Below are 22,548 nucleotides of genomic sequence, written 5' to 3' on the forward strand. Positions count from 1 at the left end.
CAATGCAACAACCAATTCACGTTATCGGAGGTGGACTAGCTGGAACTGAGGCAGCTTGGCAAATTGCTGCTGCTGGTGTGCCAGTAATTCTACATGAAATGCGCCCAGCACGCTTCGGCGGCGCCCATCATACTGAACATCTCGCTGAGTTGGTTTGTAGTAATTCGTTTGGGGCAATGGCTTCGGATAGAGCATCTGGTTTATTACATGAAGAATTACGGCGCCTCGGTTCTATCGTAATTGCAAAAGCTGACGAACATCAAGTTCCCGCAGGTGGCGCCTTAGCTGTTGATAGAGGACAGTTTAGCGAAGATTTAACGAATACCCTCGCACAACATCCTTTAATTGAACTGCGACGCGGCGAAAGTCCTAATATTCCTGAAGGTATCGTAGTTATCGCAAGTGGTCCGTTAACAAGTCCTGACTTAGCAGAAGATTTGCGGCGTTTAACAGGAATGGAATATCTTAGCTTTTTTGATGCCGCAAGTCCCATTATTGTGGGAGAATCAATAAATCGGGATATTGCTTTTATGGCTTCGCGCTATGACAAAGGCGAAGCCGCTTACTTAAACTGTCCCATGAACAAGGAACAGTACATCCGGTTTTGGGAAGAACTTTGCAAAGCTGAACAAACCGAGTTAAAAGACTTTGACAGGGAAAAAGTTAAGTTTTTTGAAGCTTGTTTGCCAATTGAAGAACTCGCGCTGCGTGGTGAAGAAACAATGCGTTATGGTCCGCTCAAACCTGTAGGATTATCTGATACCCGCACAGGCGAACGTCCGTATGCAGTTATTCAATTACGCCAAGAAGACAAGCAAGGCAAGTTATGGAACATGGTAGGGTTCCAAACAAACTTACGTTGGGGTGAGCAAAAGCGTATTTTCCAGATGATACCTGGTTTGGAAAATGCCGAGTTTGTAAGGTTAGGTGTGATGCACCGCAACACTTTTATTAATGCTCCCCAGTTAATGCATCAAACACTGCAATTTAAAGACCGTCCACATATATTAGCAGCAGGTCAAATTATTGGTACTGAGGGATATACCGCAGCTTCTGCAGGTGGTTGGTTAGCTGGTACTAATGCCGCGCGCGTTGCTTTGGGTAAAGAACCTGTGACGTTACCAAACACCACAATGATGGGCGCCTTATTTGAATTTATTAGCTCCGCATCACCCAAGCATTTCCAACCGATGCCACCAAATTTCGGTATATTGCCAGATTTAGGTATGAAAATTAAGAGTAAACCAGAGCGTTATGGAAAATATCGCGATAGGTCATTGCAAGATTTGGAAAATTGGAAGCAATTACTATAAAGTATCTAAAATTTCTTCTTCTTGTGGAGCGGGCATCCCTGCCCGCGCATCCCACAAGATAAACTGCACTAAATTACTTGCTAGCAAATCTTTGATTAACCTTGTCCCAATTAACAACACTCCACCACGCTTTCAAATAATCCGCGCGTCGATTTTGATATTTGAGGTAATATGCATGTTCCCACACATCGTTACCTAATATCGGATGTTGTCCTAAAGCAAGGGGACTATCTTGATTAGGTGTTGTCACAATTTGCAATTTTCTGTCCTTGTCAACAACTAACCAAACCCAACCACTACCAAACTGCTTCAACCCAGCATCATTAAACTGCTGCTTAAAGTTGTCAAAGTTTCCAAAGGTTGACTCAATAGCTTGTGCAATTTCACCAAAGGGCACTCCATCACCGTTCGGCGCCATACTTTCCCAGAACATTGTATGGTTTAAATGTCCCCCTGCATTGTTTCGCACTACAGTCCGAATTGCTTCTGGAACTGCATCTAAGTTAGTCACCAACTCTTCAAGTGACTTCGCTTGCTGTTCAGGATATTTTTCCAATGCAGCATTTAAGTTGTTAACGTATGCTGCATGGTGTTTATCATGGTGCAGTTGCATTGTCTCAGCGTCGATATACGGTTCCAACGCTGCATAGTTATAAGGTAATGGTGCTAAGACGTGTGTCATTATGTTTCTCCAAACTAATCAGCTAAATAAAAAATAATCTCAATAATTGTGGAAAATATAAAACTATTGTGGGATGGGCATCCCTGCCTGTCACATATAATTACTTAGTTTTTGCTTCTATAAACATCATAGCCGAAATGATTATGAGTTGCAATAATTTTTGAAGTAATTTTCTGGCGCTTTAATAAATCAAGGACTAAAGTCCTTACTACAAAAACTCCCCAGAGGTGTGGTGTTTCCCCTAGGGTTGCATTGATATTACTTTTCACGGCGTTGCTGCGGCGATAATGATTATTGAGCTTTCTTCTTATCTTGCTTGTTGCTGATAAAACCGAAGTCATCCTCTTTCATTGTAATCATGCCGTGGACACCGAGAGCGGCAATAGCGGCGCCGATAAATCCCCAAGTGCCATCAGTGAAAGCACTGATACGGTGTGATAAACTGCGATGGTAAGCGAAGTCGAGTTGTCGAGTACTACCGTTACCATCGCGCACAAGTCTTTCGATATAATCTTCAGTTCGTTCTAAAGCGTTATAATCAACATCGAAAGAATAAAGTGATGATCCCATGACTATTAAACCGGGAATCACAAGTGCTATTAAAAGAATGCCTCTGCCTGAATTCATACGACCTCATGTCAGGTAATATATGCAATTAATGCTGACATACCCGTATTTTTGCGTTGGTATCTGGCAAACAATCGCAAAATTACCTTTTGCCGTTAGCGAACAGATTTTTTTGGGAATAATATTTGTGGTTCGATTGTAGTCTAAAATATGAAATCCCTATATTTCCCAACAAGACGGTATTATTTAAGATTTACTCTTGCTTTATCGTGTATATTATGTATCGTTTATACATGGCTTCCCGCATTATCGCTACAAGAACAGGCAAAAAATACATCTATCAATACCTTGCAAAAGCAACAGCAGCAGCTTAACAAACAACGTGGGGAAGTAAACCAAGAGCGTAATCGTTTAGGCAACTTGCAAAATGTAGCCCAAGATAGGCTCAATGGGTTACAGCAAAATTTGCAAACGACTACTACACAAATTCAAGATAGTGAAAACCGTTTAAAGTTAGCTACCGACCGTCTCGAACAACTTCAAACTGATTTAGCAGTAGCTGAACGTTCGTTTACAGCAAGACAAGAAGCTACGGTGGGAAGATTAAGGTTTTTGCAGCGTTCGACAGCTAGTCATGGGTGGACAATATTATTGCAAAGCCAAAGTATCAATGACTTTTTAAGTCGGCGCCGACATTTAAAGATGGTATATCAAGCAGACCAGGAGATACTAGCGAAACTTACAGAAGAAGCCAGTCGAATTATTGAGCAAAAAACCGCAGTCGAACAAGTCAAAAACGAGATAAGCTTGATTCGTCAACAATTGCTCGCCCAAAAAAGCGACTATCAATCTCAGGCAGCGTCTCAGGAACAATTAATCGAAAGATTGAACAACGACCGTTTAGCATTAGCAGCAGCAGAAACTCAACTTGAACAAGATTCTATTGCAATTGGTAATTTGATTCAGCAAAAAATAGCTGCTGCAAAAGCGCGCGAAGCTGCACAAAAAGCAATTGGTAAACGCTTTACAGAAGGTACAGGTATATTTGGCTTTCCTAGCGACGCACCAATCAGCAGTCCTTTTGGTTATAGAACTCACCCTGTACTTGGATATCGGCGCCTACATGCGGGTATAGACTTTGCAGGCGCCTACGGTAGTCCGATTCGCGCGGCTGACAGTGGTACAGTAATTTATGCAGGTTGGTACGGTGGATATGGAAACGCCGTAATAATAAGTCACGGAAAAGGACTTACAACTTTATACGGTCACTCTAGCCAATTATTTGTATCAGAAGGACAAACAGTCACGCGCGGACAACACATAGCAGCAGTCGGTTCAACAGGGTTATCCACAGGTCCCCACCTACACTTTGAAGTTCGTAGAGACGGTACACCAACCGACCCGGCAGCATTTCTATAGAGTGCTGAGTAGAAAGTGCTGAGTGCTGAGTAGAGTTAGGAGTTAGGAGTTAGGAATAAAATATAAAAACTCAGCACTCAGCACTCAGCACTCAGCACTCATTACTTTAACCAAAAAATTCAAACTATGATATAATCTATAAAGCGAGGGCGTGTAGCTCAGTGGATAGAGCGTCAGATTCCGGTTCTGTAGGTCGGGGGTTCAAGTCCCTCCACGCTCGTGATTGTTTATACATAGTACTTACTTTTGAGAGGTAACAGGTTTAGTCATTAATGGCTGAATACTTTAATAAAATAATTCTGTATGAGTTCTGGCGCCAGAAAACAGAGAATCCTTAACCCAAATCAATCCTACACATTCCGTAGTTATTTCGAGATGCGCTTTCCCATAATAGATATTTTATGGGAGTTAGGAGTTAACTACAGGAGGAACTAGCAACCCAATATCACCTATTCCAGAAATAATTACTGTACCGGAACCAGAAAATAAGGCGCCGACACGTTTTTATGGAAGTGTCAAATTAGACGCACTACGATTACAGCGTGATGTTGGAGAAATTGCAGATGAGGTTATCCAACACTTTACTAGCTTAGTTGGTGCAGAAGTAGAGATTACCTTAGAACTTCAAGTTAATGCTCCCGATGGCATACCAGAAAACGTAATTCGCACTGTCACCGAAAATTGTAGGGTATTAAAATTTACAAACAAAGAATTTGAGTCATAAGTCAAAGTGGTGATTGATCATTTATCCTCTAGGAAATTATTTGGCGCCGACTTCACGTAATTGTTGTGATACATCTTTGACAGAATCTATATTTATAGGAGTAATTAACCCATCATGATGGAATATATATACTTGATTATTTTGCACAGCTTTTAACTTACTCCAATAAGGCAACTTTTTAAAATCATCAGGGTTTAAATTTGCTGACTCAATAACAAAAAGCTTTTCGGGGTTTGCTTCGAGTATTTTTTCCTGTGAAAGTGTTATATATCCTTTGATACGACCTTTGCCTTGTAAGTCTGCTGCTAAATTTTTATATTTGAATTTTTCTAGTAGGTTTCCTGCCCAACTGTTTTCATTCGGTGATGATGTTGGTTGCGCGCGGAGTAATACTAATACTGTTTTTCCGTTGTTAGGTATATTGGTAGTGTAAGATTGAAATTTATCTAGTATTGGTTTTGGGTCGGCGCCTATTTGTTGTGCAATTTGTTTTGTACTGTCTTCTAAGTCTTGCCAACTGCTAATTTTTCCAACTAGGGTGGGTATTTTTAACTCTTGAAGCTTGGCGATGATTTTATCGTGTAACCCTTCGGCACCTAATACTAGGTCTGGTTTGAGTGATACTATTTTTTCAATGTTGATGGCTGTGTTGGTTCCAACTCTTGGGAAATTATTAAATTTTGTTTTTGCTATTACGTCTGTGTATCTGCCGTTAGGAATACCAACTAGTTTGGTTTTGTCTAGGTTGTATATTATATCTGCTGCTAAGGGTGTTAGTGCTACTACTCGTTTCGATTTTTGAGTTGGTTGAGTAATTTGTGTTGGGGGATTGTTTGAACAAGCTGATAAGATGATTAGGAGTGTGAAAAGAAGTAGTTTTTTCATTTTTTAATGTTTATAGGGCGGATACTGCACAAACTTGTAAACCAACAGGAGTATCAATAATTAAAGCTTTTACTCCAAATACTTGGCTTATTGCTTCGGGTGTTAAAACTTTTGCGGGTGTACCTACATCCCAAAGATTACCTTGGTCAAATAATGCAATACGGTTACTATATCTTGCTGCAAGGTTTAATTCGTGTAAGACTGTAACAATCGTTAATTGTTGTTGTTGATTTAGTTCTTTAAGTAATTCCAACAGTTGTAATTGATAATTTATATCTAAGTAAGTTGTTGGTTCGTCAAGTAATAAGACTTTTGGTTCCTGCGCTAGTGCTAATGCTAGAAACGCGCGTTGTCTTTCTCCACCCGATAAATTTTCTACAGGTCTATTGCTTAATTTTTCTAAGCACGTTTTTTGAATGGCATTTTCAACTTTTTGTTTATCTTCCCCATTTAATTCCCATTGCCACCAAGGTTGATGGGGTGTGCGTCCTAAGCTAACTAGTTGACGAACACTCAAACCTGTAGGAACTGTTTGCTGTTGGGGTAATAAAGCAAGTTGTTGAGCTACTACATTCGGAGGTTGAGAGTGAATAACTTTGCCATCGAGTAATACGGCGCCTTGTAAAGGAGATAAAATTCGACTTAGTAATTTTAGAAAAGTTGACTTACCGGAACCGTTGGCGCCGACTAAACTTAACCACTCTCCAGTTTGTAAGTCTAGGTTGACATTTTTTACTATAGGTACTGTGGTATAACCACCGCTTAGGTTTTGAATTTCTAGAGGCATTTATTTAAGGTAGGGTGCGTTACGCTATAACAATTGTGAAACAAAACGAATAATCTTGTGGCGTAACGCACCTTACTATTGAATGTCGCTTACTTAACGTAAAAATGGTGCGTGAAAGCACTGTGCTTTGCGTTACATTGATTGATAGTAATAGCTTGAAAGCACCCTACCCCAATTTATTGGCGCCTCAAAATGCTTAAGTAAGCAACATTCCACCTTACTATTCAGGAGAATTGTTTGTTGGGTTCCGTTCTTCCACCCAACCTACGACCAGCTTTAATTCTCAGTTCCAGCTTTACGTTGATACAGTAACCAAATAAACAAAGGTGAACCGAGAAGTGCTGTCACCGAACCCACAGGTAATTCTACAGAACCGAGTCGTGAAAGCAAATCAGAGAACATTAATAACCAGGCGCCGCCGAGTGCAGATAGTGGTAATAATATACGGTGGTCATTCCCTACTAATAAACGAACACCGTGGGGAACAACTAAACCAATAAAACCTACTAGTCCGCTGACACTAACAGCACCAGCAGCTAAAAGAGTTGCCACACCAGCAATTAATATACGCGACCGTCCCAGGTTTACCCCTAAACCAACAGCTAAGTCATCTCCCAAAGCTAACAAGTTTAAAGGACGCGCGAGTAGCCATCCTGCAATTAACGCGATAATTATATAAGGTGCTGCTGCATTAACTTCTTGCCAACCTCTACCATTTAAACTACCAATCAACCAGTTTAAAGCTTGTTGAATCTGACCGTCTTCTGCAAGTAGAAGTAAAGTGCTTTGAACTGCACCAAACAATGAACTTACAGCGACACCACCTAAAATTAATCTTTCTACCGACAATTTAGAACCACTTCGACCGAGAAATATTACTATAGCAGTGGTAATTATGGCGCCTATCCAAGCTGCTAAAGGTATCCAAGCTTGAAAGACCTGCAATACTACCATCACAATTACCACTAGTCCGGCGCCTGCGGAAATTCCTAAAATGAAAGGGTCTGCCAAACTATTACGTAACATCCCCTGTAATAAAGCACCAGACATTCCTAATGCGGCACCAACTACCATTGCTGCAAAAATACGCGGAATACGCAAATCCCAAAGTATAGTTTGCTTTAGTGGGTCGCCTCGACGAAGTAGTGCTTGTAACATCTCGTCAAAGCTGAGGGGAACGGCGCCTTTAGACAGTGATAATAATAACGTTAATACAAGTCCCAAAACCAGAACCATAACAGCCAAGAAAACACGACGCTGTGTTAAAGTTTCCGGAACTTGTTTCCCTGACTGCTTTGATAACATTTTCATCTAAATATATCCTAAATAATAGGTTGCTCGATTAAGAACAAGCAGATGTATATTCATCTCCGTCGTAAGTGTAATCAAGCAAATCAGTAGGGGTAATGATTCGATTATCACCACGCTTACGGTAAGCCCTGGATAGACCGTTACAAAGATTGTTGAGAACTCTACCGCTAATTTGTTCTATCTCATCAACGTTTTTGAGCTTTGAAACCGAAGTTGCGTGAACTCCTGATAGTTCAGATAACTCTCTATTGGTGATTTTTTTTTCAGCCATTAGTACTCGTAGTCGCCAGCGAATCATTTTTTATACTTTCCTTTTTTGTCCTTACTTAATCGTTTCCTTCAGAAATGCTTTTATAGCCTGCTCAAACTATTGACTCTCTAAGTGCTTTTTATCATAGCATCTTAAATTTAAATATATATTAATTAGCTTATATTTAGCAATTATGCTATAATCAAAGCGGTCGCTCTATTCTTAACAGGAAGAAGCGACCGCTCTGAACAACAGCCAGGTAGCAGCTTGCAACTGCGAACCCTAGCTAACTAATTTATTTAGAGAAGGTGTTTACGAGGTTTTATTAAATGGGTGTATGTTCTGGGAAATTGTATATCAATCATGGCTAGATAATTTTTTGGCATACGTAGGATAGCTAGAAGCCTGTCCTAAAAATAAATAAAAGAACAGGCAGGATGCCTGTTCCACAAGAGTTAATTCAGAGGTAGTAATGAAATGTTGATTTAGTTTGGAGGATCAATTTTGTTGGCTAAGGCTGCCCATAAAATCATTGGTGAACCGATTGCTAAACATAGTAACCATTGTTGGAAACTAAGCGGCGCCGTTTCAAAGACTTGGTTGATTAATGGTACGTGAGCAAATACGATTTGTAGTAAGATTGCTCCGATGATTCCAAATCCAATTGCGGGGATATCTACGTTTTCTTCGATTGTTCCATCCATCTTAGCAATTAAGTTGGGGATTAATTGACTGATACTGAGCATGTAGAAAATTCGTCCGGCAATTAGTGAGTTAATCGCCATTGTACGTGCTAGAGGTAAATTACCTGTTGTGGCACGGAAGTATTCAAATACGCCGAATATTACAATCCAGTTGAAGAGGGATATAAGCAGAATTCGCTTGATTCTACTACCAGAGAGTAATGCTTCGTTTGGATTTCTCGGCGCCTGGTTCATCACGTTTGCTGCTTTGGGTTCAAATGCTAAAGGCACTGTCATTGTGATGGAGTTAAGTATATTCAACCAGAGTATTTGTAAAGAAAGAATCGGTAGATCTCTGGCTAGTAAAGTACTTAATAAGACTGTCATCGATTCCCCACCGTTTACAGGGAGAATGAAACAAATTGCTTTGAGCAGGTTTTTATATACCGAGCGTCCTTCTTCTACTGCTGCTTCAATTGAGGCAAAGTTATCATCGGTAAGCAACATGTCTGATGCTTCTTTTGCTACTTCTGTACCTGCCCCACCCATTGCAATTCCAATATCTGCTTGTTTCAATGCAGGTGCATCATTTACACCGTCACCTGTCATAGCTACAACTTCGCCTTTTGATTGTAAGGCTTCAACTAAACGTAGCTTCTGTTCTGGCGCCACACGGGCAAATACTACACCCTCTTCTGCAACATGCGCGAGTTCTGTTTTATCCATCTTGGATAATTCGGCGCCTGTAAATGCCAGTACCGAACCATTTTTACCCATCCCCATGCGTCGAGCAATCGCTTGTGCTGTTACTGCATGGTCTCCGGTAATCATTTTGACTTGGATACCAGCTTGTTGACATGCATGTACGGCTTTGATAGCACTTTCGCGCGGTGGGTCAATCATCCCCTGTAAACCAAGGAAAACTAGTCCCTTTTCAATATCTTGGTGGTCTACGGTGTTTTGGCTGTCGGGTACATTCTTTTTGGCTAACGCTAGCACGCGCAACCCTTGCCTTGCCATGATATTTACTTCCCGCTCGATACTGGTTTGGTTTAATGTTTCTACACAATCCATCGGGCGCTTTTGACCTTCGCTGTTGAGCATCCCGCTACAACGCTTTAATATCGACTCTACCGAACCTTTAACGTAAATGATTTTCCCTGCGGATGTATTGTGCAGTGTCGCCATGTATTGATAGTCTGACTCAAAAGGAATCGTATCAATTCTTGGCATTTGACGAGTTAAGGAAGTTTGATTAAATCCAGCTTTGTTTGCCGAAGCAATTAAGGCGCCTTCTGTAGGGTCTCCCATCACCACCCATCTATCGTCTTTGTATTCGAGTTGAGAATCGTTACAAAGTATTCCAGCTAATAAAGTTTCCTGTAAACCTTTATCGCTATTTAAATTAACTGGTCTTTCATCACGTAAAATTTCGCCCTCTGGTGCATATCCTACCCCTGTTAAAGCATATTGATGACCACTCGCATAAATGCCTTGGACAGTCATCTGATTTTCAGTCAGTGTGCCCGTTTTATCTGAACAAATTACAGTTGCACTACCTAAAGTTTCTACAGCAGGTAATTTACGAATAATGGCATGTCGCTTTGCCATTCGGGAAACACCAATGGCTAAAGTTACTGTTATTACTGCGGGTAATCCTTCTGGAATGGCACCGACAGTTAGAGCAACAGCAGCTTCAAGCGCTTCAGTGAAATTTCTGGTATTAAGTCCAACGACGAACGTTAATGTTGCTAACGCTAAAACTACACGCAGCCAATTATGGCTAAACTTGTCAAACTTACGAGTTAATGGTGTAGTTAGATTTGTGTGTGTGTCCATTAACTGGGAAATCTTCCCGGTTTCAGTCTGATTTCCTGTAGCAACTACAATACCTACAGCCTGCCCAAAGGTGACAAAACCACCTGCATACGCCATATTCTTGCGCTCGGCAAGAGGTGTTTCTGGTTTGAGAATATCTATATGCTTCTCGACTGCAACTGATTCACCTGTTAATCCTGATTCGTCAATTTGAAGGTTTTTAGCTTGGACTAAGCGTAGGTCAGCAGGAACTTTATCACCAGAAATTAGTAAAACCACGTCTCCTGGCACTAACTCACGGGAAGGTATACGAACTTTCTGCCCATCGCGGATAACCGTGGTTTCGGTAGTAATTGCGTTTGCGAGTGCTTCAATTGCACCTTCTGCCTTCGATTCTTGGATAAACCCAATGATTGCATTGGTAGTCGTAACACCCCAAATTACTCCCGCATTTAAATAACTTCCTGATAAAGCCTTTAGTAAACCCGCGCATAACAAGACTATTAGCAATGGCTGGTTATACTGCTGCAAAAACTTTAACCATAATGGTTTGCCTTGTTTGGCTGTTAGCTCGTTGGCGCCGTACTTCTCGACTCGCTGCTTCACATCAAAATGACCCAAACCCGAATCAGGGGCTGTTTTTAAGAGGGATAGGGCTTCCTGCACTTCCATCGAATGCCAAACCTTGGGCTGCCCTTCGGGGAGTCCAACCGCAGATACTACCTGCACCATGATTATTTTCCTTTAGCTTATTCTTAAAAATTTGTGTTAAATAATTAATAACACGTTTTTTTAGTGCTAATAGTTTTTTAGCACTTATTTTGTTTAAATAATTTCCATAAATTTTCCCAATGATTGTTGCCGATAATTAGTGAAATGAGTATGCTTTGCGATACAGCTTGGGTTGAAGGCAGAAAGCGCGTGTATTTGAATTTGTCTATTCGATTGGAATTGATTGGACGTTCTGGGGAGTTTCAACGAATTGTTGAGGTTCTGGCACAGGACGGTGATGCGTTAATTGCCGGAGTTCCAGGTAGCGGGCGCCGTACCCTAGTACGTGCGGCAGCTAAGGAAGTTGGGGCAATTGTTTTAGAAGTTGACTGTATTCGTGCTACTGATGGCGAACGTTTCTTGCAGTTACTAGCAGAAGCTGTGAGTCAAAATTTTAACGTTGTGCAAGTCAAAAACTGGGTAAATGTAACAGCGAGAGAGTATTTTACATTTCACGCTGAAGAACCTAGTGGCAAACTACGATTGATACGGGGTTTAAATCAAAAACAACTTTGGCAAGCGTTTGAACTGCTGCTGAAATTACCACAGCAGCTAGTAGAGAAAGAATCTAAGCGTGTTGTTTTGATTTTACAGACTTTTCCTCATATTCGTTCGTGGGATAAAAATGGTTTGTGGGAAGCGACGCTACGGCGTGAAATTAAAGCTCAAACTTATGTCAGTTATGTACTAGTTGCAACAATTGCCGAGGCTAGTACTCATACTGGTGAAGATGACCATCCGTTGGAAACTTTAAAATTGGCGCCTCTTGCAAGAGATATAATTGCGGTTTGGGCAAGGGAGATTTTACACACTCAAGGTTTGACGTTTGATTCGCGATCAAAAGCGCTGCAATTATTCCTTGATGCTGTACAAGGACATATTGGTGATGCGATGGCGTTGATTCGTCGTATACAAACCGTGCGGCGCCCAGATGGTATGATTACTGAAAAGATAGTGCATGATTCCATACAAGGGTTACTCAAAGATTTATCCATAACCTTTGAGTCATTACTGATGCTATTACCTCCTAACCAAGTACATCTACTAGAAGCATTAGCCTGTGACTCCACTGAAAAACCACAAAGCCGCGAATATATCCAAAAACATGGCTTATCTCGTGGTGGTAGCCTTCAAGGCGCGTTAATGGGACTCCAACATAAAGGCTTAATCTATGGCGCCGACCAAGGGTATAAACTAGCACTACCATTTTTGGCCTTATGGTTAAGACAGCGTTTAGATTAATAGATCAATAGGTTAATCAGTCAATAGGTTAATAAAACTTATGTTTGGGCAACATTCGGGCGGGGAACAAGTAAAAGTTAAAATAAAATAAAAAGAAAATAGCTCTTGGCATTGGAATTTTTACCTTGTTCGGATAAAATCCTCTTACCAAAGTTTTCACTCAATTACCCAATTATTTGATTCAACTTTTCATCCAAACTTTCAACAATGTTATATTCTAACTTTCTGTTCCCTATTTGCCTTGACCAAAAGTGCTTGCTTTGTAAACATGTGCTACGAGCATGTGCTTCTATTAGGAGTTGTAACCCCAGATACAAATCTAGGATTTTTTGACTAAAGAACTAGGTGAATAGCTTTGGGTCATCTACAATCAATAATTGGACAGCCCAAACTGAACAAAAACAACGCAAACCTCAAACCTAAAATCGCTATGGTAGCTGCTGGTATAACCTTGCAGGGTGGCAAATATACTCTTGACCATGAAATTGGTCGAGGTGGTTTTGGCATAACGTTCAAAGCGACTCATCACTACTTACATCAAGTGGTGGTGATCAAGACTTTGAATGAAAAGCTGCGACAACATCCCGATTTTGCCAAATTCGAGAGTCAATTTCAGGATGAGGCACGAAGATTAGCCACTTGTGTTCACCCTAATATTGTCCGGGTCAGCGACTTTTTTGTCGAGGAGGCTTTACCATACATGGTAATGGAATACATTCCCGGCGAAACTTTGGGGGAAGCATACGTAATACCGGGTGTTCCCCTACCAGAAGTAACTGCGATTCATTATATTCACCAAATTGGAGCAGCGTTAGAAGTTGTTCACAAAAACGGGTTATTACACCGTGATATTAAGCCCGATAATATTATTCAGCGTCGAGGTACTCAATCTGTAGTGCTTATTGACTTCGGCATCGCGCGCGAATTTAATAGTGGTGTTCGACAAACGCATACTGGCATGGTTTCCGAGGGATATTCCCCTATTGAGCAGTATTTATCTCAGGCGCCACGCACACCAGCTACGGATGTTTATGGGTTAGCAGCAACGCTGTACACGCTGTTAACTGCCCAAGTTCCGATGCCGGCTTTATTACGTGACCGCGAAAAAATGCCTTCCCCGCGCGAACTTCAACCGCATTTGAGCGCTGCTGTTAACCAAGCGGTAATGCGCGGTATGGCTGTTGATGCTAGATTTCGTCCTGTTAGTGTCGCCGAATGGTTAAAGTTATTACCTGCACAAGGAGCAAATCCGGCGCCGCAACCAGTTCCAACGGGAGCAGTACAAACGATAGATTTATCAAGTCAACAAGCTCCAAACCTTGATGCTGCTTCTGTAGCTGTCACAAAAATTCGTACAGAAGAACCATTCGATGAAGTTGAGGAGACAGACAAACCCGTTAAAGTTATTGCCGAAAAAATACTGAAGCCAAAAGTGTTTATCGGTACTGGAATAGCAATGTTAGCTGCTGCTGCAGGTTTTACTGCCATGCAAGCTGCCTCAAGACCGAAGTTAGCACAACCAGTGGTAGAGCAACCAAGTGCTGTTTTCGCTACTCCATCGAGTATTACAACGACACCATCACAAGAAGCAACTTCTACTGCGTCAGCTACTGCTACACCTTCAACTGAACCAGCATCTAATCAACAAAATAAAGCATCTAATCGTGTTGAGGCGCCTGTCTCCACTGTGCGGCGTAAACGGCGCCGGGTTTATAATAATGACGATGATAATTCAAGCAATAACAATTCTAGAAATCGCTCAACTAGTAACTCAGATAATTCTGACAACGATACTACTACAACAAGACGTAGTAACTATAACAACGGCAATCGCGATAGTAACAGTAATACTTCAGACAATAGTGACAGCACACCAAAACGTAGTAACAGTACAGGGAACACCAGTAATACAAATGATTCGAGTGGTTCTGATAAACCAAAGGCGCCACCTTCTCCATCCTTAATTGAAAAATTGCGAACAGTGCGCGATTCTCGAATGAAGGCATCACCAGATAATAAGAAGTCGCAAAGTACACCTTCACGCTCTGAAGGTTCCGTAGTTGTACCAACTGTACCTTCTTCTTCAAGTTCGTCAGAACGTTCTAGTTCAGATGTTGTTGTGCCAACTCAACAGTCGCAAAATTAATGTTTTGATTCATGTTGTAGAGACGCGATTAATCGCGTCTTTACATTCGCGTCTCTACCTGAACATGTTTATTTTTCAACAAAGACTATATTTTCTGGTTGCTGAGTAAGTTGAATTTTTTGACCCTCAACCTTAACTACATAATCAAAGCCTGTAACGTGACCATCGGGTAGAATGATTATTTTATCGTCTAACGAATCGAGATATTGGGAGAACCCAGTAAGCGCAACACTATCGTCATTAATTGCAAGATAACTTAATAGGCGCCGGAATAGCTTAGGTAAAATGACTACATCGTTGGTAATCGTTTTCAAACTCTCTAAAGTAAAACCTGTATTAGTCTTATCTTCACTCCATAAAGCTTTTGACTCTTTACGCGCTTTTTCTACTGAAGCTGTAAGTTCTTTCCGCACATCAGGATATAGCTTTGAGTAGAAAGTCGGGTAAACAAGTCCTGTACTCAGTAAATGGTAGTTGGCACTCTTCTTCAATAGCGATTTATCTAAAAATACCTCACTACCATCTTTTTCTTGTGTGTCCCCTTTAAATATAAACGCGACTGCCCGACCATACGTATCCGCAAACCGAGTCAATATGAAACCTGGTACTTCTTCTGGTGTGACAGAGGTGATTTTCTCGCTTTTGCTACGCTCTACGTCTTTAAATCCTAAATACTCTAGTAGTTCATCTGCTGCACCATGACCATATTTGAATGGCTGATGCTGCATCCCTCCACCCCTTGGCGAAAAATGCGTCTCTAGTGCATCTATTGCATCTAACCGCAATTGGGCGCCTCCTAAATGGTTCGGGCGAACTTTTGATGCTAGTTTTTTCCACAATTCCGGATTATTTGGATAAAAACGTATTGAGTCTCCATCTGGCGCTGTTTGAAGTATTTTATACTTGCCCTGAATTATTATCATTGGCATATTGAACTACTCCTTGTTGTTATTGACGCTACAACACTTAGTTGTACAGCAAGTAACACTATTTTTACTACTTATTTATTTTTTTTGAAATACTAGTATATATTTTTACTACTGAGTCACAGAGTAATAAGTCATAAGATTCTCGACTTCTCAAAGAAATCGGGAATCTTAATATCTTAAAATAAAGCTAGCTTTATTTTAGGTAGATTCTGTGAAGAAATTATGAACTAATCAAGTAAAAGAATCATTAAGAAAAAAACCAAAATATGTAAAGCTATCTACAATATAAAAACCCATAATAACTAAAAACAAGAATAAAAACTGTGAACTTGATAATAAAAATTCGCAACCAAGTTCTGAAACATGTATACAGGATACCATTGCTGCAAAAGCACAGTGACTCTATGCATCAAGCAACAGTACAAAAACATCTTGTTAACTTGCCTATACTTTCACCAGAGGATTTGCAACTGGTGGAAGCATTGAGGGATGAAGGGGTTGCAGTCACTTCGCTGGCAGAATTAGCAATTCCTTCGTCGGCAAATATGTTATTATCTGCTAACTATTTAATGCCATTAATACCAAAGCCAACTGGCAAAGATGGCGAATACCTTGTTCACGCAACTGATGAGCAGATGATGTCTAAACCAGATATTTTTCTTTGGGGACTCGAAAGACGTATCCTCACTATTGCTGAAAATTATTTTGGTCTTCCAGTTGCGTATCATGGTGCTTATTTTCGCAGAGACATTGCGAATACAGTTCAACAAAAATCTCGTTTGTGGCATATTGATACTGAAGATAGGCAGGTGCTTAAAGCAATTATCTATCTACAAGACGTCAACGAGGAAAATGGACCGTTTCAGTATATTCCTCTGGCTATAACCAAAAAAATAGTAGAAAAGCTTAAGTATAAATACGGTTACGTTCAAGATTTGACGATGCAACTTGCTGGGTATTCGCCGAACTGTAAGTCCTGTACGGGAATAACTGGTACTGTAGTATTTGCTGCAACAGGCAGTATTTTCCATCGTGGCAAGATACCAGTTACATCGGATAGATTTGCGCTGTTTTTTGATTACACTTCACGTTTGCCTAAATATCCATTCTTTAATCACTATTCACTTCCGCAAGAATATTTAGTTTCACTTTCAAGAAGAATTTCTAAATACCAGTTGAAAAGTTTACTCTGGCAAGATTATAAGGTAAATAAGTAGCAAACTTGATGTTGGGTTCCGTTCCTCCAGGCAACCTACGTATGTTTTCGGTTGTTTTGAAAAATTTATGTTTTGCAGCTGACAAAATGAGGTTACTTGAGATAAAACAGTAATGCAATCCCTGCGACCGCTATCACAACTCCTGCGGTCGCTCTCAAACTTACCTTTTCGCGCGTCCACCCCTGTAGAGCCAGTATAAATATTGGACTCGTTTGTAATAGTGTTGAAGCAATACCCACTGGTGCAAATTTAATTGCTGTTTGTTGCAGCCAAATGCCCAGATATGTTCCGCAAAATGCTGCAAAGCTGATGGCGCCTATCATCTGCCATAATTTAGAGTCATTAAACGTAGTAAATTTGTCTTGCTGCCATGTAATCAAAGGTAATAGGAAGATTACCGCAGCAATAAGTCGGAATAAAGCTGCCCATAACGGGTTTATGGTTGTATGCGCTAATGCTGCACGTGAAAGTACGGCGCCAGATGCATTTGCAACCGCTGCTAGTAAAGCAAAAACTATTCCACGCAATAAATAGTAATTGGGTGATGCAGTAACTGAGTTTTCTACACGTTCGCTAATTACCCAAGCAACTCCCAATATAGTCAGTAGAATACCACACCAAGCGCTAGCGTTGAGCTTTTCTTGTAGAAATATCAAGGCAAATATAGCCGTCATTGGTGGCGCCAACGTTTCCAGCAGCAGTAAACGACGGGCGCCCAAATTATTTATTCCTGCCAAAAATGCAGTGTCCCCAAGTCCTATTCCAATAACACCACTCAACAGCAGTAAGCATAAAGGCACAGGTGCAATTGTAAACGATAGTTGCCCCGTGACAACTATCGTGGCGAAGAGTAACACGAGCGCAATTATTCCCTTGATTAAATTTAAGTGCAGTGGTGGAACATGGGCGCCTACACGTCCATATACAACCGACGCAATAGCCCATAGCACCGCTGCTACTAGCGCTGCAATCTCACCCTGAAAGTTTGTTACCACAATAATATAAACAAATTATTAAAAATAATATATAACAATTTGCTTTTTTTGAAAATATCTCATAGTTTAAGATAAAGGCATCAATAACTATTAGCACTCAAAGCTAATAACTGCTAATTTTCTATTTGCTCAATTTTAGCACTCGCAGTCATCAACTGCTAATTTAACAACTGAAAAACATGAATAAAGACAGCTTGAAAATCTGTCGTAAATCAAACTGAAAATAAATTACATAGGACATTTCAATGAAATACACATTTAATATTATTGGAGTATCTCCAGTTCTACAATTCTTTAATCATCAGCAAAAAAGCGTAATTGAACCGCAACCAAATGGTGTAGAATATTTGGGGGCGCCAAATTGTACGCTCGATGCATTTATTCAAACAGTAGAATCGGCGCCAAATAAAAGTTTGTGGAATCAAGACGAAGCAGTCAAAACTGTTATTGACTTTTGGATGAATAACTCCGAAAGTATCCGCTACTGGAAATCTCGCTTACACGATGCAGGCAAAGACAACTTAATTGTTACAAGGATTGCAGAAATTCAAGCTTTGCAAGCAGAATTTGAAACGCTGTTCTATAAATAGTACTATAAAGTACATCAATAATACCAGTTTGCGGTTGTATGTATGTATACATACCGCAAAAAAAATAATTTCAAGTCTGGGAAAGGGTTTTAGAGAATTGTTTCCTAAAAATGTTGACGTTCAATTTTTGGTGTGCTATTCAAATGGACAGCTTGATAAAAAAAACGTCAGCAACTCTCAGACATTGGGATCTGCTGACGGAGTTTACCAAATAAATCTGTGTAATTATCATCATGGCACAAGACACCAACAGCAGCCATTCCGAGCAAAACAAACCAATGAGTTATAAAAAACGGCTAAATTCGTGGGCAATCGCGCGTATGCTTCCAGATATGAAACGTGAGATAGTCGGACGGTTTCGCAGTCGTTCAGATGCAGATGGACACATGCAGTTATTGCTTCGGGTAACACCAGAAGCGAATTTCATGCTTATTTTTGATTGTCAGTCCGAAGAAGCAGTTGCGTAAAATAGTTCGTAGTAAGCACTTCAATGCTTCAAGTGCTTACTACCAGCAAGAGAACCGACAAACTCCTGAATCTTGCGAACATGACCTTTCATAGTATTCAAAAGTCCAGGCAACTCGTTACTAACCATCTCAACACTCATCTTCTCAGTCAGAGCTTGAATTTCTTCAACAGGCTGAGGATAATACTTCTGGTAAATACTTACCACTTGAATTAATTCTTGTATATAACGACTTGTATGAACTAAATTACCAACAACAAGTTTAGCTGTACCATTAACTTCCTGCTGAACACTCGAAATTAACTCTTGCAAAGCTAGCGATTTTTCCTTTTGTATTAATTCTTCATATCTTTGTTCAGTTTCTCGCAAATTAATTTCAGCTAGTTGAGATTTTATTTGAGCTTTTTCGAGTTGTGTCAACGTTAGTGCATGGATTTTCGAGTTCGCTAAAAGTAGCTGCTGAACATCGAGTAGCTTGTGTTTTCCACTCTCTTCTAAACTTTCTGCAACAACAATTGGTTCGTATACGAACTGATTATTTCTAGAAAGAGCTAGTTGTGTTGCTTCGACAACAGTGGTAGTGGTGCCCATTACCAAAATATCAGACTTAACGAAATCATACAGATTGGAAATCGCGCGTTCGGTGAATAAACCATTGCTATAGGGACGACTCATGAACTCAAAAAAACGGCGCCTAGAAATCATACCTACATAGTTATCATTATCGGTGATAACTATCCCAGGCATTAAAGGTTCTTGTTCAAACAATTTAATCAAGCTCTTGCTAAGACAACCAAGTTCTAAACTTGTATCCCACAAAGGTAAATCTCCTAAAACAGAGCTTAATCTCAAGTTCAGTTCATCCAATCGTTTGATTGATATATTCATACACCCACACGATTAATGATAGTACATTTGAATCTCTAGTATTGTACAAATAAAGATAATTAAACAGAGAAGAAACACAATAGATATGATTGTGGTATGAGTCGCAGCAAATGTCTCCGTAGATTGGATACATTTGACTCTCTCTATTATTTCATAAATGTAACGAGTTTTCCTTCTTTATAGCCATAGATGCCGATTCCTAGTTTTGTATGTAATGATGTTGCATGTTCTATTTAAAACATGTGTTGCAAACTACTTATGAAGTTTTTGGTGATTGGTTTATTATCGACATTGTTGTTGACTCAGGGTTGTTCTGAGGTGCTTCCACAACAGGGTTTAAAACAAACTAGTTTAAGTGCTGAAAGTAAAGATAACATTCAAGCTTCAACACCAGCGAAGTTGACACCTAAAGAAGTCAAGTCAACTTCTGCCGTACCTTTAGCGGTTAATGTTCAAGATAAGGTAAAGACTGCTAGCAAGTTAGACCCCAAACAAAGTTCTCAGAATAAGCAAATGCATTTAGTCGTTGTCAGCGATGACTTACGCTTTTTCCAGCATGAAACTCCTAACTATAAGGGAAATGGACGCTTTGAAATTAATCCTGATTTCCCGGCGCCTGGAAACTATACTGTATTTAGTGATTATTCCGGGGGTAATAGTAAAGAGGTGACAGCACAGAAAATCAAAATCCCTGGAAATATACCTTTACCTACAGAAATCGAAAAATTTAGTAATACAAAAGTTTTAGCTGACACTAAAGTTACGCTTCAGGTGCCACAATCTGGTTTGAAGTCAGGAAAACAGGTAGAATTGAGCTTTAACTTGCAAGATATTAAGAGTAATCAGCCTGTTCAAGATAGAAAGCCACGTTTGATTATAGTTCGCAGTTCATCCCCTCTTACTGAAGCTGATTATATTCCAGTAAGTGGTATAAAAGACTTGTCGAATGGTCAAGTCAGCTTTACATCTAGTTTTCCGCAAACAGGAACTTACAAGCTTTGGCTACAGTTTAATCATAATGGCAAAGTTAATACAGCAGATTTTTGGGTAAATATCGTTTAAATTAAATTAAATTAAAGAAACCCGGTTTCTGGAGATAAACGTGGAGTTCTTGGTTAATTTAAACAATTTCTTAAATAATTTCTTTTACTCAGGTAATTTTATCCCACACGGACATTGTTACCTGTGGAACCCTGAATTAGTGTCGCTGCATATTCTATCGGATGTACTCATTGCACTTTCCTACTATTCAATACCCATAACGCTTCTGTACTTCATTCGCAAGCGCGCGGATGTTCCGTTTAAAAGTATTTTCCTATTGTTCGGTGCCTTTATTATTTCCTGTGGTACTACCCATATTATGGAGATATGGACATTATGGCATCCTAACTACTGGTTGGCAGGCGCCTTGAAAGGATTGACTGCGTTAATATCTGTGTATACAGCTATGACTTTAATACCTTTAGTACCTCACGCGCTAGCTTTACCAAGTCCTGCACAGCTTGAAAGTACAAATCAAGCTCTAACCATTGAGATTATAGAACGTAAACGTGTCGAGGAAGAGTTACGTAAATATAAAGAACATCTGGAACAAATTGTCCAAACCCGCACTGCGGAGTTGGAAAAGGCTAATACACAACTTACTCAAGAAGTTACTGAGCGTCAACAATCACAAAATCGAATGGGTGTACTACTAAAAGAACTCAAAAGCGCTAATCAAGAGTTGAATGATTTCGCTTATGTAGTCTCTCACGATTTGAAGGCGCCGTTACGAGGTATCACTTCATTATCGGAATGGTTACTTGCTGACTACGCTGATAACTTCGACGCAGAAGGCAAAAAAATGGTTAATTTACTCATTAGTCGAGTTCAACGACTGCATAAATTAATCGACGATATCTTAAAGTATTCACGTGTCGGACGTGGGAAAATAGAGAAAACCAAAGTTAATATAAATAAAACGGTAACTGAAATAGTCGAAATTTTAAACCTACCTGATAATATTAAAGTTGAAATAGTAAATAAACTGCCAATTATTAGCTGTGATAAAACCAGAATCGAGCAACTCTTTCAAAACTTGATTAGTAATGCGGTAAAATTTATCGATAAGCCACAGGGGTTGATACAAGTTAGTTGTGTGGAACAAGATGAGTATTGGCAGTTTCGCGTTTCTGACAACGGTATCGGTATAGAGTCACAGCACTTTGAGAAAATTTTTCAACTGTTTCAGAAATTGACTAGTTTACAAGATTCGGAAAGTACGGGTGTTGGGTTATCGTTGGTTAAGAAGATTGTAGAATTACATGATGGGAAGGTATGGGTTGAGTCTAAGGTTGGTGTAGGTAGTAGTTTTGTATTTACGATTAAGAAGTAGGTTGGAAAAATTGTTTGAGTATTTCACTGGGTTTTCGATCCCACATGTCTATGTGTTCGTATATTAAGTTATCTTGGTTTAGTTTGTATGTTGAGTAACCATTGAAAAATAACTTTGGTTTCCAAGGAAGACGTAGGGTTCCATCTACTGTCCAGTTTGCGATGATGGTTTTTTCGTCGGATGCTGCGATGTCGTGTAGTGAGAAGTTAATTTTGGTGAAGAATAACCGCGCGTGAAATCGTAATGTCCAGTAAACTATGTGGTAACTGGGTTTGCCTTTGAATTTGTTTACTGGGTCACGGAATAGGATGTCTTGGGTGTATATGTTATAGGTAATGTCTTTTTCAAATAGGGTGGGTAGGTCTTGTTTGAGGGTTTGAATTATTTGTTGCATATGATTTATTTAACGAACCGCAAAGGACGCAAAGGACACAAAGAAAGAGAAGAGAGTACTTACATCCACTTTTATCAATAGCACGGAATAATAACCA

General features: G+C 40.0%; 20 protein-coding genes and 1 tRNA gene. 10 read left to right on the forward strand and 11 right to left on the reverse strand.

Annotation, left to right across the window (positions count from 1 at the left end; all coding sequences use genetic code 11):
- The first annotated feature begins 2 nt into the window (after positions 1-2).
- The gene (trmFO, locus tag AC2JBO_RS02395; RefSeq protein ID WP_496952022.1) at positions 3-1,313 is read left to right on the forward strand and encodes an FADH(2)-oxidizing methylenetetrahydrofolate--tRNA-(uracil(54)-C(5))-methyltransferase TrmFO; all 1,311 of its coding nucleotides are present in this window, start codon (positions 3-5) and stop codon (positions 1,311-1,313) included.
- 73 nt (positions 1,314-1,386) lie between these two features.
- Here the strand turns inward: trmFO and AC2JBO_RS02400 are convergent, their stop codons facing one another.
- Together AC2JBO_RS02400 and AC2JBO_RS02405 are read right to left on the reverse strand one after the other, a co-directional pair.
- Positions 1,387-1,995, reverse strand: a complete 609-nt coding sequence (locus AC2JBO_RS02400; protein ID WP_496952023.1) for a superoxide dismutase — start codon at positions 1,993-1,995, stop codon at positions 1,387-1,389.
- A gap of 291 nt (positions 1,996-2,286) precedes the next feature.
- Positions 2,287-2,622, reverse strand: coding sequence for a hypothetical protein (locus AC2JBO_RS02405; RefSeq protein ID WP_496952024.1), 336 nt, complete (start codon positions 2,620-2,622; stop codon positions 2,287-2,289).
- Positions 2,623-2,772: 150 nt separating this feature from the next.
- Here AC2JBO_RS02405 and AC2JBO_RS02410 point away from each other — a divergent pair, with 150 nt between their 5' ends.
- Together AC2JBO_RS02410 and AC2JBO_RS02415 are read left to right on the forward strand one after the other, a co-directional pair.
- Positions 2,773-3,981 (forward strand): murein hydrolase activator EnvC family protein, encoded by a 1,209-nt coding sequence (locus AC2JBO_RS02410; RefSeq protein ID WP_496952025.1) that lies wholly within the window; start codon positions 2,773-2,775, stop codon positions 3,979-3,981.
- Between the two features lie 147 nt (positions 3,982-4,128).
- Positions 4,129-4,201 (forward strand) — tRNA-Arg (locus AC2JBO_RS02415).
- A 540-nt stretch (positions 4,202-4,741) separates the two neighbouring features.
- Here AC2JBO_RS02415 and AC2JBO_RS02420 read toward each other — a convergent pair.
- From AC2JBO_RS02420 to AC2JBO_RS02440, 5 genes are all read right to left on the reverse strand, one after another.
- On the reverse strand, positions 4,742-5,590 hold the full coding sequence (locus tag AC2JBO_RS02420) for an ABC transporter substrate-binding protein (RefSeq protein WP_496952026.1): 849 nt from the start codon (positions 5,588-5,590) through the stop codon (positions 4,742-4,744).
- Between the two features lie 10 nt (positions 5,591-5,600).
- Entirely contained in the window at positions 5,601-6,377 is a 777-nt protein-coding gene (locus tag AC2JBO_RS02425; protein ID WP_496952027.1) for an ABC transporter ATP-binding protein, read from the reverse strand.
- Positions 6,378-6,653: 276 nt separating this feature from the next.
- A complete protein-coding gene (locus AC2JBO_RS02430; protein ID WP_496952028.1) occupies positions 6,654-7,688 on the reverse strand; it encodes a FecCD family ABC transporter permease in 1,035 nt (344 codons plus the stop codon).
- 31 nt (positions 7,689-7,719) lie between these two features.
- Entirely contained in the window at positions 7,720-7,986 is a 267-nt protein-coding gene (locus AC2JBO_RS02435) for a helix-turn-helix domain-containing protein (RefSeq protein ID WP_127083740.1), read from the reverse strand.
- A 437-nt stretch (positions 7,987-8,423) separates the two neighbouring features.
- Positions 8,424-11,171, reverse strand: coding sequence for a cation-transporting P-type ATPase (locus AC2JBO_RS02440; RefSeq protein ID WP_496952029.1), 2,748 nt, complete (start codon positions 11,169-11,171; stop codon positions 8,424-8,426).
- 150 nt (positions 11,172-11,321) lie between these two features.
- On the opposite strand from AC2JBO_RS02440, the gene AC2JBO_RS02445 reads away from it, so the two are divergent.
- Both AC2JBO_RS02445 and AC2JBO_RS02450 read left to right on the forward strand, forming a co-directional pair.
- Positions 11,322-12,452, forward strand: coding sequence for an ATP-binding protein (locus AC2JBO_RS02445; RefSeq protein WP_496952047.1), 1,131 nt, complete (start codon positions 11,322-11,324; stop codon positions 12,450-12,452).
- Between the two features lie 430 nt (positions 12,453-12,882).
- A complete protein-coding gene (locus AC2JBO_RS02450) occupies positions 12,883-14,598 on the forward strand; it encodes a serine/threonine protein kinase (protein ID WP_496952048.1) in 1,716 nt (571 codons plus the stop codon).
- 68 nt (positions 14,599-14,666) lie between these two features.
- Here the strand turns inward: AC2JBO_RS02450 and AC2JBO_RS02455 are convergent, their stop codons facing one another.
- On the reverse strand, positions 14,667-15,521 hold the full coding sequence (locus AC2JBO_RS02455) for a thermonuclease family protein (protein WP_496952030.1): 855 nt from the start codon (positions 15,519-15,521) through the stop codon (positions 14,667-14,669).
- Positions 15,522-15,931: 410 nt separating this feature from the next.
- Here AC2JBO_RS02455 and AC2JBO_RS02460 point away from each other — a divergent pair, with 410 nt between their 5' ends.
- Positions 15,932-16,744: a 2OG-Fe(II) oxygenase gene (locus AC2JBO_RS02460; RefSeq protein ID WP_496952031.1), complete on the forward strand. Its 813-nt coding sequence runs from the start codon at positions 15,932-15,934 to the stop codon at positions 16,742-16,744.
- 92 nt (positions 16,745-16,836) lie between these two features.
- On the opposite strand, the gene AC2JBO_RS02465 is transcribed toward AC2JBO_RS02460, so the two are convergent.
- Entirely contained in the window at positions 16,837-17,739 is a 903-nt protein-coding gene (locus AC2JBO_RS02465; RefSeq protein ID WP_496952032.1) for a DMT family transporter, read from the reverse strand.
- Positions 17,740-17,984: 245 nt separating this feature from the next.
- On the opposite strand from AC2JBO_RS02465, the gene AC2JBO_RS02470 reads away from it, so the two are divergent.
- Positions 17,985-18,329, forward strand: coding sequence for a hypothetical protein (locus AC2JBO_RS02470; protein WP_496952033.1), 345 nt, complete (start codon positions 17,985-17,987; stop codon positions 18,327-18,329).
- 233 nt (positions 18,330-18,562) lie between these two features.
- Positions 18,563-18,796 carry a hypothetical protein gene (locus AC2JBO_RS02475; RefSeq protein ID WP_496952034.1) on the forward strand — a complete coding sequence of 78 codons (234 nt, stop codon included), beginning with the start codon at positions 18,563-18,565 and terminating at the stop codon, positions 18,794-18,796.
- A 20-nt stretch (positions 18,797-18,816) separates the two neighbouring features.
- On the opposite strand, the gene AC2JBO_RS02480 is transcribed toward AC2JBO_RS02475, so the two are convergent.
- Positions 18,817-19,683 (reverse strand): CBS domain-containing protein, encoded by an 867-nt coding sequence (locus AC2JBO_RS02480; RefSeq protein ID WP_496952035.1) that lies wholly within the window; start codon positions 19,681-19,683, stop codon positions 18,817-18,819.
- Positions 19,684-19,941: 258 nt separating this feature from the next.
- On the opposite strand from AC2JBO_RS02480, the gene AC2JBO_RS02485 reads away from it, so the two are divergent.
- Entirely contained in the window at positions 19,942-20,745 is an 804-nt protein-coding gene (locus AC2JBO_RS02485) for a DUF8832 domain-containing protein (RefSeq protein ID WP_496952036.1), read from the forward strand.
- 49 nt (positions 20,746-20,794) lie between these two features.
- The gene (locus tag AC2JBO_RS02490; RefSeq protein WP_496952037.1) at positions 20,795-22,057 is read left to right on the forward strand and encodes a sensor histidine kinase; all 1,263 of its coding nucleotides are present in this window, start codon (positions 20,795-20,797) and stop codon (positions 22,055-22,057) included.
- On the opposite strand, the gene AC2JBO_RS02495 is transcribed toward AC2JBO_RS02490, so the two are convergent.
- Complete coding sequence (locus AC2JBO_RS02495; protein ID WP_496952038.1) at positions 22,047-22,451, reverse strand: C6orf136 family protein; 405 nt, start codon at positions 22,449-22,451, stop codon at positions 22,047-22,049. The genes AC2JBO_RS02490 and AC2JBO_RS02495 overlap by 11 nt on opposite strands.
- Positions 22,452-22,548 lie beyond the last annotated feature (97 nt).

This window comes from Calothrix sp. CBUCES-K 9914 (assembly GCF_059640475.1).

Bases quoted from the DNA above. Each gene is read 5' to 3' on its own strand.
- AC2JBO_RS02460 (WP_496952031.1), top strand. From the start codon at position 15,932: ATGCATCAAGCAACAGTACAAAAACATCTTGTTAACTTGCCTATACTT.
- AC2JBO_RS02405 (WP_496952024.1), bottom strand. From the start codon at position 2,622: ATGAATTCAGGCAGAGGCATTCTTTTAATAGCACTTGTGATTCCCGGT.
- AC2JBO_RS02450 (WP_496952048.1), top strand. From the start codon at position 12,883: ATGGTAGCTGCTGGTATAACCTTGCAGGGTGGCAAATATACTCTTGAC.
- trmFO (WP_496952022.1), top strand. From the start codon at position 3: ATGCAACAACCAATTCACGTTATCGGAGGTGGACTAGCTGGAACTGAG.
- AC2JBO_RS02400 (WP_496952023.1), bottom strand. From the start codon at position 1,995: ATGACACACGTCTTAGCACCATTACCTTATAACTATGCAGCGTTGGAA.
- AC2JBO_RS02420 (WP_496952026.1), bottom strand. From the start codon at position 5,590: ATGAAAAAACTACTTCTTTTCACACTCCTAATCATCTTATCAGCTTGT.
- AC2JBO_RS02430 (WP_496952028.1), bottom strand. From the start codon at position 7,688: ATGAAAATGTTATCAAAGCAGTCAGGGAAACAAGTTCCGGAAACTTTA.
- AC2JBO_RS02475 (WP_496952034.1), top strand. From the start codon at position 18,563: ATGGCACAAGACACCAACAGCAGCCATTCCGAGCAAAACAAACCAATG.
- AC2JBO_RS02435 (WP_127083740.1), bottom strand. From the start codon at position 7,986: ATGATTCGCTGGCGACTACGAGTACTAATGGCTGAAAAAAAAATCACC.
- AC2JBO_RS02485 (WP_496952036.1), top strand. From the start codon at position 19,942: ATGAAGTTTTTGGTGATTGGTTTATTATCGACATTGTTGTTGACTCAG.
- AC2JBO_RS02440 (WP_496952029.1), bottom strand. From the start codon at position 11,171: ATGGTGCAGGTAGTATCTGCGGTTGGACTCCCCGAAGGGCAGCCCAAG.
- AC2JBO_RS02470 (WP_496952033.1), top strand. From the start codon at position 17,985: ATGAAATACACATTTAATATTATTGGAGTATCTCCAGTTCTACAATTC.
- AC2JBO_RS02410 (WP_496952025.1), top strand. From the start codon at position 2,773: ATGAAATCCCTATATTTCCCAACAAGACGGTATTATTTAAGATTTACT.
- AC2JBO_RS02455 (WP_496952030.1), bottom strand. From the start codon at position 15,521: ATGATAATAATTCAGGGCAAGTATAAAATACTTCAAACAGCGCCAGAT.
- AC2JBO_RS02445 (WP_496952047.1), top strand. From the start codon at position 11,322: ATGCTTTGCGATACAGCTTGGGTTGAAGGCAGAAAGCGCGTGTATTTG.
- AC2JBO_RS02480 (WP_496952035.1), bottom strand. From the start codon at position 19,683: ATGAATATATCAATCAAACGATTGGATGAACTGAACTTGAGATTAAGC.
- AC2JBO_RS02495 (WP_496952038.1), bottom strand. From the start codon at position 22,451: ATGCAACAAATAATTCAAACCCTCAAACAAGACCTACCCACCCTATTT.
- AC2JBO_RS02425 (WP_496952027.1), bottom strand. From the start codon at position 6,377: ATGCCTCTAGAAATTCAAAACCTAAGCGGTGGTTATACCACAGTACCT.